The 13812-nt window shown below is 45.9% G+C and carries 14 protein-coding genes and 1 tRNA gene; 8 read left to right on the top strand and 7 right to left on the bottom strand.

Annotation, left to right across the window (positions count from 1 at the left end; translation table 11 throughout):
- The first annotated feature begins 30 nt into the window (after positions 1-30).
- Positions 31-894, top strand: a complete 864-nt coding sequence (gene glpG, locus F0261_RS01265) for a rhomboid family intramembrane serine protease GlpG (RefSeq protein ID WP_171337012.1) — start codon at positions 31-33, stop codon at positions 892-894.
- A 55-nt stretch (positions 895-949) separates the two neighbouring features.
- Here glpG and F0261_RS01260 read toward each other — a convergent pair whose 3' ends face one another.
- Positions 950-1363 carry a flagellar basal body-associated protein FliL gene (locus tag F0261_RS01260; protein WP_014977897.1) on the bottom strand — a complete coding sequence of 138 codons (414 nt, stop codon included), beginning with the start codon at positions 1361-1363 and terminating at the stop codon, positions 950-952.
- 148 nt (positions 1364-1511) lie between these two features.
- Here F0261_RS01260 and F0261_RS01255 point away from each other — a divergent pair, with 148 nt between their 5' ends.
- Positions 1512-2081: a chorismate lyase gene (locus F0261_RS01255; protein ID WP_014975276.1), complete on the top strand. Its 570-nt coding sequence runs from the start codon at positions 1512-1514 to the stop codon at positions 2079-2081.
- Positions 2078-2935, top strand: coding sequence for a 4-hydroxybenzoate octaprenyltransferase (gene ubiA / locus F0261_RS01250; protein ID WP_014977898.1), 858 nt, complete (start codon positions 2078-2080; stop codon positions 2933-2935). The genes F0261_RS01255 and ubiA overlap by 4 nt, the downstream gene beginning before the upstream one ends.
- A 101-nt stretch (positions 2936-3036) precedes the next feature.
- On the opposite strand, the gene F0261_RS01245 is transcribed toward ubiA, so the two are convergent.
- The gene (locus F0261_RS01245; RefSeq protein WP_014947772.1) at positions 3037-3288 is read right to left on the bottom strand and encodes an accessory factor UbiK family protein; all 252 of its coding nucleotides are present in this window, start codon (positions 3286-3288) and stop codon (positions 3037-3039) included.
- A gap of 112 nt (positions 3289-3400) precedes the next feature.
- On the opposite strand from F0261_RS01245, the gene rep reads away from it, so the two are divergent.
- Positions 3401-5416 carry a DNA helicase Rep gene (gene rep, locus F0261_RS01240; protein WP_014947773.1) on the top strand — a complete coding sequence of 672 codons (2016 nt, stop codon included), beginning with the start codon at positions 3401-3403 and terminating at the stop codon, positions 5414-5416.
- A 45-nt stretch (positions 5417-5461) separates the two neighbouring features.
- Here rep and F0261_RS01235 read toward each other — a convergent pair whose 3' ends face one another.
- Complete coding sequence (locus F0261_RS01235) at positions 5462-8062, bottom strand: EAL domain-containing protein (RefSeq protein WP_014977899.1); 2601 nt, start codon at positions 8060-8062, stop codon at positions 5462-5464.
- 103 nt (positions 8063-8165) lie between these two features.
- Entirely contained in the window at positions 8166-8573 is a 408-nt protein-coding gene (locus F0261_RS01230) for a cytochrome c5 family protein (RefSeq protein WP_014977900.1), read from the bottom strand.
- Positions 8574-8837: 264 nt separating this feature from the next.
- Between F0261_RS01230 and F0261_RS01225 the strand changes: the two genes are divergently transcribed.
- The 3 genes from F0261_RS01225 to F0261_RS01215 all read left to right on the top strand — a co-directional run bounded on the left by F0261_RS01225 (position 8838) and on the right by F0261_RS01215 (position 11182).
- Positions 8838-8914 (top strand) — tRNA-Arg (locus F0261_RS01225).
- Between the two features lie 192 nt (positions 8915-9106).
- A complete protein-coding gene (nhaC, locus tag F0261_RS01220; protein ID WP_171337011.1) occupies positions 9107-10498 on the top strand; it encodes a Na+/H+ antiporter NhaC in 1392 nt (463 codons plus the stop codon).
- 72 nt (positions 10499-10570) lie between these two features.
- Entirely contained in the window at positions 10571-11182 is a 612-nt protein-coding gene (locus tag F0261_RS01215; protein ID WP_171337010.1) for a hypothetical protein, read from the top strand.
- A gap of 280 nt (positions 11183-11462) precedes the next feature.
- Here F0261_RS01215 and F0261_RS01210 read toward each other — a convergent pair whose 3' ends face one another.
- From F0261_RS01210 to F0261_RS01200, 3 genes are all read right to left on the bottom strand, one after another.
- On the bottom strand, positions 11463-11882 hold the full coding sequence (locus F0261_RS01210) for a DUF6691 family protein (RefSeq protein WP_171337009.1): 420 nt from the start codon (positions 11880-11882) through the stop codon (positions 11463-11465).
- Positions 11883-11903: 21 nt separating this feature from the next.
- Complete coding sequence (locus F0261_RS01205; RefSeq protein ID WP_171337008.1) at positions 11904-12332, bottom strand: YeeE/YedE family protein; 429 nt, start codon at positions 12330-12332, stop codon at positions 11904-11906.
- A gap of 90 nt (positions 12333-12422) precedes the next feature.
- Entirely contained in the window at positions 12423-12875 is a 453-nt protein-coding gene (locus F0261_RS01200) for an Rrf2 family transcriptional regulator (RefSeq protein ID WP_171337007.1), read from the bottom strand.
- Between the two features lie 129 nt (positions 12876-13004).
- On the opposite strand from F0261_RS01200, the gene F0261_RS01195 reads away from it, so the two are divergent.
- On the top strand, positions 13005-13805 hold the full coding sequence (locus F0261_RS01195) for a sulfite exporter TauE/SafE family protein (RefSeq protein WP_171337006.1): 801 nt from the start codon (positions 13005-13007) through the stop codon (positions 13803-13805).
- Positions 13806-13812 lie beyond the last annotated feature (7 nt).

Here is a 13812-nt window from a genome sequence, read left to right as displayed (position 1 = left end):
ATTCTTCTGTTTCGGGGTAACAACTAGCTTATGGCTCATCCTTTAATTGCATTCAATCAGCAAAGTCCTGCACATCTTCTCGCCAATTATTTAATCAGTCAGCACATTCAGGCCGCTGTAGTACAGCACGATAAAGAGTTCGTGGTGGTATTAGATAATCACGACCATCTCGACCGTGCAAAAATTATTGCGGATGGCTTTTTGGCAAATCCTACCGATCCGAAGTACCAGCAAGCCGCATGGGATAATGGCAAGAACGTACGGCTGGCGCCTTCGGGTAATGGCTTTTCCGTGGGTAATATCATTGCCGATGCCGTGAAAGCGCCCTTTACCTCGGTGGTATTTATTCTGTGTGTTGCGGTTTATTTACTGTCGTTGTTTGGACTGTTTGCCCCTATCGCACAGCATTTATTGATGCAGCCATTTTCCATTTTGTCGCAAAATCACGAATGGTGGCGATTACTAGGCCCTGCGTTCATTCATTTTTCGGCGCTGCACATTATATTTAACCTACTGTGGTGGGGCATGCTGGGAGCTAAAATTGAACGCACCCTTGGCATGAGCATGCTGCTTATTGTGTTCTTAGTGTCGGCCACTATTTCGAACGCCGCACAAGCGCTGTTTAGTGACCCTGTGCAAGGCAACCTGTTCTTGTTTGGCGGCTTGTCTGGTGTGGTGTATGCCGTAATGGGCTTTGTGTGGTGGCTAGGCTGGTTGCGACCAAGTTGGGGCTTGTCGCTGCCAAATTCAATTGTAGGCTTTATGTTGGTGTGGTTGGTACTGGGTTATGCCGATATTTTGTGGGTAAACATGGCGAATGCTGCACATACAGCGGGGCTTATTTCTGGATGTTTGCTCGCCGGGGCCTTAAGTCTTGGGTCGGGTAAACGCTAGTGGCGTTTTATGTAGCTAAAAGGCATACGTTAGCCTTTTAGCCCGTTATCTACTTTTAACCGCCTTGGTATAAGTATTTGGTGAAGATAACGTTTTTCACCACTTCGCCGCCCGTCTCTTGCTTCATGTGCTCTTGCAACGCTTTAAGAATAGCGCGGCGAATATCTTCACGACCAGTTAGTGATTTAACTTTCTCTGCCGGTTGCTGGCCGAATATTTCAATGGCAGTAGAGCGAAGTAACGGCATATGGTGTTCAGCAATTTCAAGCTGATTAACATCGTGGATCATCAATTCAACTGACACGCGTACATAGCCAAGCTTTTGTGCGCTATCGCTAATGTAGTTGGTAACAATCTCTGGCTCTAAGCCCAAATAAGCATAGTTGGCTTTGTCTTGCGCCACTGCTGCGTTACAACCAAGAACGAAAAAACTAACCGCAAATACGCGTAAAACTAAAGACTTAAGCATAGTGAAGTCCGAAACACCAAAGTAATAAATTCACTTGGTAGTGTAGCAAAACTCTGATTAAACACACTACTGCAAAAGTTTAACCGAGTGAAAATAATTGAACATGACGTGTTATCATACTAACAGATTCATTATTCGGGCTTTTCGTGTGAGTTTTAATGCCACTTTTCCAGTGGGTTTGGCGGTTGACTGGCAAGCACCTTCTGGCATCACAATTCCTAATGCACAGCTAAAAAACTGGCTGTTAGACACTGGGTCGTTAACCGAGCGAGTGCAGTCTTTAAGCAACCACTTTTCTCTAGAGCTTATTGGCCAGCACGAGCAGATTCCTCACGACAATGAACTGTCGTTGTTACTCGACAACGGTGAAACCCATTATCAAGCGCGAGAAATTCTCCTATGTGGCGATCATAAGCCGTGGGTGTTTGCACGTTCTATCATTCCTCAAGCCTTTGTTGACAGCGAACTTTCAGATCTTGGTCGAGAGCCTTTAGGAAAACGTTTGTTTAACGATAAACGCTTTACACGCTCAGAGTTTCAACTGTGTACAGTGCCAGCTTCGCAGTTTGGTATTAACAGTAATCAAACCTTGTGGGGCAGGCGCTCGTTGTTTACGTTAGGCAACTACAGCATGATAGTAGCAGAGGTATTTCTTCCTTCCTCACCGGCGTATAGCCGCTCTGCTAAAAACGAAAAGGAAAGCGAAAAGCAATTATGAAGCACAATTGGAACGCCTATGCGCGACTGATGCGCCTTGATAAACCCGTAGGTATTTACTTGCTGCTGTGGCCTACGCTGTGGGCGCTTCTTATGGCTGCACAAGGTTTACCGCCTTTAGGCATTACGCTCATTTTTGTAGCTGGCGTCGTTGTCATGCGCTCAGCCGGGTGTGTGATTAACGATTATGCAGACAGAAAAGTAGACGGTAGCGTAAAGCGCACTGCCCAACGTCCGCTTGCAACCGGAGAAGTGTCGGCTAAACAAGCGCTACAACTTTTTGGTGCGCTTATCGCTTTAGCATTTGTCTTAGTGTTATTCCTTAACTGGCAAACCATTGCGTTGTCGGTGGTAGCCTTACTCTTGGCAGCAAGCTACCCCTTTATGAAGCGTTACACCAATTTACCGCAGGTGGTATTGGGTGCCGCGTTCGGTTGGGCCATTCCTATGGCATTTATGGCTGTGACAGAAACAGTACCAGCGTACGGCTGGTGGTTGTTTATTGCTAACTTACTATGGACGGTAGCTTACGACACCATGTACGCCATGGTAGACCGCGATGACGACCTACAAATAGGCATCAAGTCTACGGCCATATTGTTCGGCAAAAACGACGTGCTCATAGTCATGCTGCTACAGGCCGCTGCCCTTGCCATTTTGTGGTGTATAGGCTGTGCTATTAACGCAACTTGGCCTTACTACATAGCCGTGCTGTTTTCGGCTCTGTTATGCGTGCGCCAGTATCAGCTTATTAAACGCCGTCAGCGTGAAGGCTGCTTCACCGCGTTTATTGAAAATCACTATATTGGTTTAGCGATCACGCTAGGAACGGCACTGCATTTTTATTTGGTGTAACAGTAAAAGTAACTAGCCCAATACAAACCATTGTTTATGGTATTCAGCCACAAAAAAAGCGCCATAAAGGCGCTTTTTGAGTTTCTGTAAGCTTTGAACGCCTACTTTTCCGCTAGCTTCACTTCAAGTTCAGCAATGCGGCTTTCCATAGCGTCTAGCTTTTCACGAGTGCGAATAAGCACTTGGCTTTGAATATCGAACTCTTCGCGAGTCACTAAATCAAGCTTAGACAGCTGCGACTGCAATACCGCCTTTACTCGACCTTCGGCTTCTTCAGCCATGTTTTTAACGCCAGGTGGAACGGCATCAGCAATTTGTTTCGCTAAATCTTCGAGTTTCTTCGGATCCAACATGGAATTCCCTTATAATGCGCAGCTCAAATTATGAAAGCTATTCTATCGGTATCGACACGACATGCAATGAAAACTGTGTCGCGCCAAAAATGTACGTTGTTCTAGGTATTAAATGAAACTAAATGAAGCTCAAGAGTCTGCCGTAACCTTTGTGTCTGGCCCATGTTTGGTGCTGGCGGGGGCGGGTAGTGGTAAAACGCGCGTAATTACCAATAAGATTGCTCATTTAGTTAGAAACTGCGATATGCCAGCTCGGTATATTGCAGCGGTAACCTTTACCAACAAAGCAGCACGTGAAATGAAAGAACGTGTAGCGCAAACCTTGGGCAAGCCAGAGGCGCGCGGGCTAAAAGTGTCGACCTTCCACACCATGGGCTTAACCATTATTAAAGCGCATGTGAAAGATCTTGGCTTAAAGCCAGGTTTCTCGTTATTCGACGATAAAGACTCGTTCGCGTTGCTTAACGATTTGACGTCCGACACCCTCGATGGTGATAAAGATCAGCTTCAGCTTTTACAAAGCTGCATCTCGAACTGGAAAAACGATCTTATCTTGCCTGATGCTTTATTAAAATCAGCAACCAGCACGGGCGAGAGAGAGTTTGCAGAAGCCTACAAGCGTTACCAAGACAACCTTAAGGCATATAACGCGCTAGACTTCGACGACCTAATTTTATTACCTACATTGCTTTTAAAAAGTAGCGAAGCAATAAGAGCCAAATGGCAGAGCAAAATTCGCTACTTGCTGGTGGATGAGTACCAAGATACCAATACCAGTCAGTACGAGTTGGTAAAGCTATTAGTAGGTGAGCGTGCGCGCTTTACCGTGGTGGGCGACGATGACCAGTCTATCTATTCATGGCGTGGCGCTAAGCCGCAGAATTTGCACCTGTTACAGCAAGACTTTCCGCGCTTAAACGTCATTAAGCTACAGCAAAATTACCGCTCGTCAGGCCGTATTCTACATTGCGCGAATATTCTTATTCAGAACAATCCGCATTTGTTCGATAAAACCCTGTTCTCAGAGCTGCAGTACGGCGAGCCGCTGAAAGTGATAGAGGCGAAGAACGAAGAGCATGAAGGTGAGCGCGTGGTGGCAGAACTGCTGGCGCACAAGTTCATGAACCGCACCCAGTTTAAAGATTACGCCATTTTGTATCGTGGGAATCACCAAAGCCGTATTTTTGAAAAGCTGTTAATGAGTAACCGCATTCCGTACAAAATCAGCGGTGGTATGTCGTTCTTTGGCCGTGCTGAAGTAAAAGACATCATGGCGTATTTACGGTTGTTGGTGAATCAGGACGACGACAACGCTTTGCTTCGCATTATCAACACGCCAGGGCGCGGTATAGGCCGCGCTACGCTAGAAAAACTGGGTAACTTTGCAAATAGCTTGGGCGTATCTATGTTCGAAGCGGCGACGCACCCTAACTTAAATAGCGTGTTGCCCGATAAAGCCTTTCATTCGGTTTCTACCTTTGCCCGCTGGATAGTAGAACTATCGGACAACGCGGAGCGTGGCAACACCGCTGACGCGGTTCGCACCATGATCCGCACTATGGGCTACGAAGAATGGCTATATGAAACCAGCGCCAGCCCCAAAGCCGCCGAAATGGCCATGGCCAACGTAAGTACCTTATTCGGCTGGGTTAACGATATGCTGGAAGGCAATGACCTAGACCAACCCATGACCTTAACCGAAGTGGTGAACCGTCTGATATTGCGCGACATGATGGAGCGTGGCGAAGACGACGGGGAAGGGGATCAAGTTCAGTTAATGACGCTACACGCCTCAAAAGGTTTGGAATTTCCTATTGTATTTTTAGTGGGCATGGAAGAAGGCTTATTGCCGCACCAAAGCAGCATTGACGAAGACAACGTAGAAGAAGAGCGCCGACTTGCTTATGTGGGAATTACTCGCGCCCAGCGCGAGCTTATATTCAGCCTTGCTAAAGAGCGACGACAGTTTGGTGAAGTGATTAACCCAGAGCCAAGCCGCTTTCTATTCGAACTGCCGCCCGACGATGTACAGTGGGAAAATCAGAAACCGAAGGCTACAAAAGAAGAGCGCCAGCAAAAAGCACAGGTGGGAATTGCTAATCTACGAGATATTCTAGGGAAAAAGTAGCCTGCTAATTGAGGCAAGGTTACGCTAGCAAGTAAGTACTAACTGTCAGCTTGCTAGCGACGTCATATCCAGCACTTTGGCGTACTTCAATACTTTGCCTTGGCCATAAATACATTCAATTTCGTTAAGTGCATCTAGCTGTGCCTGTGAGTCTACGCCTTCAGCAATAACCTGAAACTTCAAGTGCTCTGAAATAAGCATAACAGACTGAATAAGTTTTAAGTTTCGTTGAGAGCGAGGCAGTGACTTAACAAAGCGATGATCAATTTTGATGAAGTCGAAGGGGTAGGCAAACAAATAACTCAGTGAAGCCAATCCGCTTCCAAAGTTATCAAGCACCAAAGTTACGCCCGCACGTTTTAACTTCTTAATAGCAGGAAGAATGAACTGAGAGCGGCGATTTAAGTCGTTTTCATCAAACTCAAATACCAGCTGGCTAGGCGTAATACCTGATGTTTCAATCACATTAATCATCTGGTTTACCATAGAAGCCTGTAGCAAATGATTAATTGAAACGTTAACCGCTATTTTATTTATCGGGTCGTCGGTGTTTTTATAATGGTTTAACAGCTCGCAGGCTTTGGTTAGCTGGAACAGGTCTAAATCTAGCGTAAGGCCACTATGTTCTGCCACTTGTCTAAACTGCTCTCTGGCAATCTTGCCGTAGGCAGGGTGCGACCAGCGAATATACATCTCTTTATACAGTGTGCTGTCGTCATTAAGCTTTATAACGGGCTGTAGGAAGTAATCGAACTCTTCTTCACGCAGTGCACGTCTGAACTCATTTTCAAGCTCAAGTTCTTCAATAAGCCTGTCGCGCATGCTCTTGTCGAACATAACAAAGCGTCCGCGGCCTAGCGTTTTTGCTTGATACATAGCGGCATCGGCATCACGAAGCACTTCATCAGCGGCGCGATAGTAGGTTTCTAAGTGCGCAATACCAATACTTGCACCTGAATACATCTCCCGACCATCAAGCAAGAACGGCTCGGAAATAGATGAGATTATACGGCTAGCCACTTCTTCTACGTCTGCTTCATCTTCAAAGTTATCAAGCAGTACAACAAACTCATCGCCGCCTAAGCGCGCTAGCAGGTCGTGACCACGAATACACAGCGCAATACGTCTAGCTACTTCAATTAAGAACTCATCGCCGGCGTGGTGACCTAGGGTATCGTTAATAACTTTAAAACGGTCTAGGTCGATAAACAGCACCGCAAACATGTTTTCGCTGTAACGCTGCTTACTGGCAATAGCCAGCTCTAAGCGGCTAGTGAACATGGCACGGTTAGGCAAATCAGTTAACGAGTCGTGATGCGCATCGTGAATAAGCTTAAGCTCAATCTCTTTACGCTCTTCAATTTGTTGCTTTAAGAACTTATTAGCACGGTTTAGCTCGGCTGTGCGTTCTTTAACGCGCTCCTCAAGCTCAACGTTATAGCGCTGCATCGACTCGGTATTGCGCTTACGCTCAATGGCTACAGCAATATGGTGCGATACAAAGCGCAAAAGCTCTTGGTCGCGAGAATTATATTTTGCGTGTTTACCGTAAGTTTGTACGGCAATAACACCTGCTATTTCTCCATCTACAACAAGCGGCGAACCTAACCACGAGTTCGCACTGTTTAGCATGGTTTGCGCAACCGACACATCCAAATCGCCAGACTCTGCAAGCTCCAATACTCTGGGCGGGTTAACCAGCTCAGCTTGCCCCGTTCGCAGAACGAATTCAGTAAGTCCTAACCCTAAAGGCCTTGAACTTATGTTCTTTTCTTGTGCGTCACTAAAATACGGGAATGCGAGTAGCTCTTTTTCCTTATCAAGAATGGCAATGTAACAGTTAGGTGCGCTAATTAGCCGGGCTAAAATTTCGTGCAGACTGGAATAAAACACATCCATATCGCCTTCAAGGTTAGCTGCCAGTTCAGATATCTCGAATAAAGCCTGCTGTAGCGACTCTACTTTTTGGCGCTCTAATATTTCTTCTTGGAGGTCGTCATTAATTTTTCGCAGTTGGCGGGTGCGTTCGCGGATGGTGCGTTCAGTGAGCTCACGATTTTTTACTCTATCAACCGTGGTAACAATATGTTGAGAAACGAACAGCAGTACTTCTAAATCTTCTTGCGTATAGTGCACACCTTCATCATAAGTTTGCACTACCATGGCACCTATGACTTGGCTTCCTCGTTTAAGGGGCACGCCCAGCAGCTCAAACGGCTGTGAGCCAACTAGCTTTATATCATGCTGAGAGGCAAAGTTTTCTTCATCGTCACGTTTGTAAAATAGATGATCGCCGGTTTTGAGAATGTAACCGGTCATGCCGTCCATTAACGATTCAGCGGGGAGCTGGCGAACGGTTTGTTCGTCGAATTCGTCAATGAAGTAAGCGAAATCGACAACGTTACTGTCGGGTTCGTAAAAGGCGACAAAGAAGTTATCGGCATTCATAAAATCGGCAATGATTTCATGAATAGCGGAATAAAGGCGATTAAGGTGACTTACAGAACTGGCAAGCTCAGAAATGTCGAAAAGCGCCTTCTGAACACGTTCAGCGCGCTTGTACTTGTCAGTGAGTTGCTGAAGCTGCGGTATAAGTTCGCGCAGTTCTTCTTCCGTCAACTCATGTTGCGTCGAATCTTGTGACATTCCGCTCGCCAGTAAAAAAGTAACGTTTCCCCAAAGAGTTAAATTACCCGATTAGAGGGTAAAACGCTACTTTTTCCATCAAGTTGTTACGATTTAGCGGGTATTAGATACCTTCAATCATATACTCGATTGCAGCTTTAATTTCGTCATCAGAACAGTTACCGCATGTACCACGAGGAGGCATAGCGTTAATACCGTTCAATGCGTTTTGCCATACGCCATCAAGACCGCGCTCGTCTAAACGTGGTTGCCAGTCTGCTGCAGCGTGAACTTTAGGAGCTCCTAAAACGCCTGCTGAGTGACATGCAACACATGCAGAGTTGTAAACGTCTTCACCAGACTTTGCACCGCCAGCTGCGCCAGCACTTCCTTCAGCCGCTGCGCCTGCTACGTGTACCTGACCAACCGGCTTAATGCGATCGGCAATTTCATCGTTACTCATTTCTTGTGCTTGTGCTGCAAAAACAGTTAGCGCAGTAGCAGCAACAGTTAACCAAGTCTTTAATTTCACATCTGTCTCCAGGCAATGATGAATTTGTTTAAAATATAACTGGCCAGATTATAACGGTTAATTGGGGTTGAACAACTATTTGAAGCCAATTACCCATAAAAAGTAAGGATTTTTAACACTTGTTCCAAGCCACCTAAAGAGATTTTAATAAATGAGTTGAAGCCAGCCCGTGCCGTCAGTATTATTACGCCCCGTTTGCAGCGTACATTTAACTGCGTATTTTTCCTTTGCGAACGTACACGGTTATTACAACCGTAGCACGATCCGCCCTTAGCTCAGCTGGATAGAGCGCGGCCCTCCGGAGGCCGAGGTCAGAGGTTCGAATCCTCTAGGGCGGGCCATTTTATTTTCTGATGACCTATGATGGAATGATCCCCTTAAGCATTTCTATATCAGAATCGGGCACGCCTACCTTAGACGTGGCTGCAACTCTAACGCCCAATCCAATGCAACATCAAAGTCATTCCAACGCATAGCAAAGTCGTTATACTGTTTTTTACTAGTTCATTTTTAAGCGTATCAACGTGCCAATAATGTCGCCACATTCTATTCAACGCCCGAGCTTTCCTCAGTCACTACTTTGTTTTGGTGTTATTGTCGCACTGATAGCAGGTGGATTGTTCGGCTTGGGTATTAGCCTGCATGCGCTCATATTTGTATGTTTGCTGTGGGCTGGGGCGAATGCTTTTAGTTTGGGGTACACGTACCTGCAAATTCGCGAATTAATGACCAGCGCATTAACGCGGGCCATGCCGGCCATTTATATCTTCATACTTATCGGAATGGTTATCGCCAGCTTTATGCAAAGCGGCACTATCTCAACGCTAATTTATTACGGTTTAAGTTGGCTAAACCCCAGTGTGTTTCTGGCGGTGGGATTAATTTTGTGTGCGGTAATGTCGGTAGCTACAGGCACATCGTGGGGAACCGTAGGGACTATGGGCGTGGTGCTAATGGGCATTGGCGCTACCATGAACATACCGCCTCCCATTGTAGCTGCCATGGTGGTATGTGGCGCAACCTTTGGGGATAAAATGTCGCCGGTTTCTGATACCACCAACCTCGCTGCAATGAGTGCGGGCACGAACCTCTATCGGCATATGTATGGCATGCTGTTTACTACACTGCCTACTTTCCTTCTCTCGATCGTTATTTTTTTAGTCATAGGTTTTAGCTACGCAAGCGAAAGTTTAAACGCAGGTCAGGTATTTGAAATTAAAGCCGCGCTTGCTAAGCACTATAACCTTGCACCCTATATAACACTGTTACCGTTGGTGCTACTTACGGTGCTAAGCATTAAAAAAGTCCCTGCTGAAGTCACCATGTCATTCAGCATTCTGCTGGCCGTCATCATCGCCATTTTCTATCAAGATACTAATACCATTAGCGTGCTTAACGCACTGTGGGAAAACACCCCTCAAAATACGGGTATACCGAATTTAGATGCGCTTTTAGGGCGGGGCGGCATCAGCAGTATGAGCTGGACCTTACTGCTGGCCTTAATGGCAATCGCACTGGGCGGTATATTACACGGCGCGGGGTTTTTAGCGGCGCTGTTGGCGGGCATCATTAAACGGGTGAAGCGCACAGCAAGCTTAATAGCGGTAACCATAGCCTCTGGCTTTTTAGGCAATGTGGCTATGGGCGAAGCCTACATCTCAATCATATTAAATTGCCAGTTATTCAAAGCAAAATATGAACAACAAAAGCTCGACCCTGCCGTGCTGTCACGGTCGGTAGAAGAGGGCGCCACCATGACCACAGGCCTTATACCTTGGACAACCGCAGGCGCGTTCTATTCTGCCACCCTTGGGGTTGAGGTTCTCGACTATGCACCCTATGCTTTTTTCAACTATCTAAACGGCGTTATTGCCGTAACCATGGCCGCTTTGGGTGTGGGCTTATTGAAAGGAAAGGGGGGCTAAACGTTGAACCGGCTCGGCCCACTAAAATGGCTTTTATTTTGTGCTTTATTTGTTGGGGGCATCAGTTTTTTCATGTTCACAGAAAAAGCTGATACGCAAAGCGATGCTCAAACTTCGGCGTTTAATGAAAAGCGAGCGCGATTAATTTCACAAGCAGTGTGTAATTTATTGAAGGAGAAAGATGAGAAGCGCTCAGTAAGCAGGTTAGCCAATGTACTAAGCGATGTTTTTTCATCTGAGCCTTCACAGGTAGCTTTTAAGCAGCAAGGTAGCCAATGTAAGCAACCTCTTGATGAAAGAGAGATTGCGCTGCTCACTACACTATTTTTAACGCTACCCTTAGATAAAGACAATGCGCTGTTGTTGCACAACTTTTCCCTACAGAAAAATACAGCATTAGAGCTAACAGAAACGTTGAAATCTGACGCTGCTGGTACATTCAGTGTTTACCATGTTGATGAGATAAAACAGCTTCTGGCTTTTTCCGTGATAACAGAGAAAAGGCGAATCTATACTGCGGTGAACTTGTCTTACGATACGCATGAAATGCCCCTTCCACTAGGGTTTATGGCTTCAACAAAAGTTAAGCTTTGGAAGAGCGATGCGGGTGAATTGAGCGAGTTTGTGACGCAAGGCCCGCTAAGTATCGCTGCATTTTCAACAGCACTCGTTATTCTGGAATAGCTATGACCTAAGCGGCCTAGCAGGTTGATTTATTCACATAGCGCTTTAACAAGGTAAATAGGGGAGCGAGAAACACAGCGAGAAACTTCGCCAACGCGCTTCTATATGCTATACCCATAGACGGATAAGGCAGGGATTATCCTTGGTAGGGGATAATGTGGATATCATCTCCTACCAAGAAATAAGTAACTCGCAACAGGCATTGCTAACAAAACAGCGCCTTATGCAAGCACAAGTGGACCAACAGCTTATGTATGAAGTGTAAAAGCGAATTGCTCTCTTATGCCGATTTAGGCTTCAACCAATGCTGCGCCAACATGCCAATGATCATTGCTCCTACAAACAACAGAACATCAGTTTGAAGCGACGCAATAGCAACTACGGCAGGGCCTGGGCAAAAACCACTGATACCCCAGCCGATACCAAATGCGGCAGAACCTAATATCAATTTAGCGTCGATAGTTTTGCTAGTTGGTATATCAAACTTCTCGGCAAACAAAGGCTTGTTGCGCTTGCGCACCCAATACATACCTGGCGCAGCCACCAAAATAGCACCGCCCATTACAAAAGCTAACGTGGCATCCCAGTTGGCACTTAAATCTAAAAAATTAAGCACGCGAGCAGGGTTACTCATACCTGAAATTAACAGGCCTAAGCCAAACAACAGCCCACAAAGTAGAGAGGCGATAATTGCTCTCATAATATTCTCTCCTCGGTTAATTTACAGGTGTCTGATAATTGTGGTGGTAAGTACAGCCGCACCCATAAACGTGAGCGTGGCAACAATAGAGCGGGGTGATAACCTTGAAAGGCCAGCCACTCCGTGGCCCGATGTGCAGCCAGAGCCAAGGCGTGTGCCAAAGCCCACTAGCAAGCCAGCAACAACCAGCCACGCCGAGCTCATTTGAGTTTGAACCTGCATACCGCCGGTAAACCCAATATAAAGCACGGCAGATAGCACAACACCTATTAAAAACGCCAAGCGCCAGTAGCGTTCAATGCCGCGTTGTGTCATCGCGCCTGCGGCAATACCTGAAATACCCGCAATACGGCCTAGAGTAAGCAGTAATAAAACCACAGATGAACCAATAAGCAGCCCGCCTGCTAAACCGGCAAACGGCTCGAAGGGAGTTGATGTCCAGTTTTCCAATTTTCTCTCCTAAACCTACTTGTGTAATGCCTTAATCAGAAAGCGCTATCATAAAAAACATATTACGAACAGCAACCTAAATAAGGCCAGCTATTCAACTTCTATAAAATCGATGGCAAGGTGCATGGCGAGTGCGCCCTCTCTGTCTTTAACCAAATCATGCAGCGTAAATTGGTCAAGCTCGCTGATGAATTTATCAGCCGCGTCTTGAAGAATTGTTTTCAAGCGACATGTGGGCGAGATAACACATTTATTCGTTGGTGATGCAAAACACTCCGCCAATGCCACGTCTTCAACCGTTAACCTAAAAACTTCACCTATATTTATAAGCTTGGCATCTTTTGCCAGACGAATGCCGCCCCCGCGTCCCTTTGTGCCAATAATGTATCCCTTGTCGATCAGCAAGGTGATGACTTTTTTTAAGTGATTAAAAGATACGAAGTACGCATCTGCAATTTCACCTGTCTTTACCAATTGATTTTTTCGTAACGCGAGATAGATCAAAACGCGAAACGCTAAATTACTAAAAGTATTGATTTTCATGGGTTATCTAAAAAAGCGATTGTTTTAATCGATGAATTTTACCGCACCATAAAAATTAAATATATATTTAGAATGTACTTTATTGTATATTTTGTTCTATCATATATCAAAATGAAATAAGGTGTCGATATGATTATTCTTGGTTACATCGCTGCTGTTCTTATGGGAATGGTTTTAGGCGTAATAGGCGGAGGGGGCTCTATCCTTACCGTGCCTATCCTTGTTTACCTAATGGGCGTCACGCCAGATGTCGCCACCGGCTATTCATTGCTTATTGTGGGTGCCACAGCCGCATTCGGCGCAGTAAGGTATTTCAAAGAAGGTTTAGTTGACGTTAAAGCGTCTATTTTATTCGCTGTACCTTCCATTATTGCTGTTTATCTAACACGGGCCTTCCTCATGCCCGCCATTCCCGAAACTATCGCTTTTCAATCGCTAACCATAGACAAAAATCTGGGCATCATGGTGCTGTTCGCCATGCTGATGTTGGCCTCGGCAGCCATGATGTTGAAAAAGGCTTACAGCAAATCGGCGCCAGCAACACAAGTTATTGAGAACAAACAACCCAACGTTGGGCTGATAATTATTGAAGGCGCCGTAGTTGGTGTTGTTACCGGCATACTCGGCGCGGGCGGGGGCTTTCTAATTATACCTGCCTTGGTACTTATTTTAGGCATGCCCATGAAGAACGCGGTGGGCGCGTCGCTATTCATTATCGCCTTAAAGTCGTTGCTTGGCTTCATTGGCGACCTACAAACCGGAATTCAATTGGAGATGCCTTTGCTGCCGCTTATGCTGGTAGCCACGTTTATTGGGATGGCTGTCTCCACGAAGGTAGCGGGAAAACTAGACGGTGCAGCTTTGCAGAAGTTCTTTGCATTCTTCACTCTAGTTATTGCCGTTTTCATCATGACCAAAGAACTTCTTTAGGAGAACA

Origin of the sequence: Alteromonas sp. 07-89-2 (assembly GCF_013113925.1) — a bacterium.
Classification (GTDB): Bacteria; Pseudomonadota; Gammaproteobacteria; order Enterobacterales; family Alteromonadaceae; genus Alteromonas; species Alteromonas macleodii.
This window is presented reverse-complemented; position numbering and strand designations above follow the sequence as displayed.

What these genes read in the sequence shown, in the direction of transcription:
- F0261_RS01245 (WP_014947772.1), bottom strand. Translation starts at nt 3,288, where the DNA reads ATGTTGGATCCGAAGAAACTCGAAGATTTAGCGAAACAAATTGCTGAT.
- F0261_RS01210 (WP_171337009.1), bottom strand. Translation starts at nt 11,882, where the DNA reads ATGAGAGCAATTATCGCCTCTCTACTTTGTGGGCTGTTGTTTGGCTTA.
- nhaC (WP_171337011.1), top strand. Translation starts at nt 9,107, where the DNA reads ATGTCGCCACATTCTATTCAACGCCCGAGCTTTCCTCAGTCACTACTT.
- F0261_RS01260 (WP_014977897.1), bottom strand. Translation starts at nt 1,363, where the DNA reads ATGCTTAAGTCTTTAGTTTTACGCGTATTTGCGGTTAGTTTTTTCGTT.
- glpG (WP_171337012.1), top strand. Translation starts at nt 31, where the DNA reads ATGGCTCATCCTTTAATTGCATTCAATCAGCAAAGTCCTGCACATCTT.
- F0261_RS01195 (WP_171337006.1), top strand. Translation starts at nt 13,005, where the DNA reads ATGATTATTCTTGGTTACATCGCTGCTGTTCTTATGGGAATGGTTTTA.
- F0261_RS01215 (WP_171337010.1), top strand. Translation starts at nt 10,571, where the DNA reads ATGTTCACAGAAAAAGCTGATACGCAAAGCGATGCTCAAACTTCGGCG.
- ubiA (WP_014977898.1), top strand. Translation starts at nt 2,078, where the DNA reads ATGAAGCACAATTGGAACGCCTATGCGCGACTGATGCGCCTTGATAAA.
- rep (WP_014947773.1), top strand. Translation starts at nt 3,401, where the DNA reads ATGAAACTAAATGAAGCTCAAGAGTCTGCCGTAACCTTTGTGTCTGGC.
- F0261_RS01235 (WP_014977899.1), bottom strand. Translation starts at nt 8,062, where the DNA reads ATGTCACAAGATTCGACGCAACATGAGTTGACGGAAGAAGAACTGCGC.
- F0261_RS01200 (WP_171337007.1), bottom strand. Translation starts at nt 12,875, where the DNA reads ATGAAAATCAATACTTTTAGTAATTTAGCGTTTCGCGTTTTGATCTAT.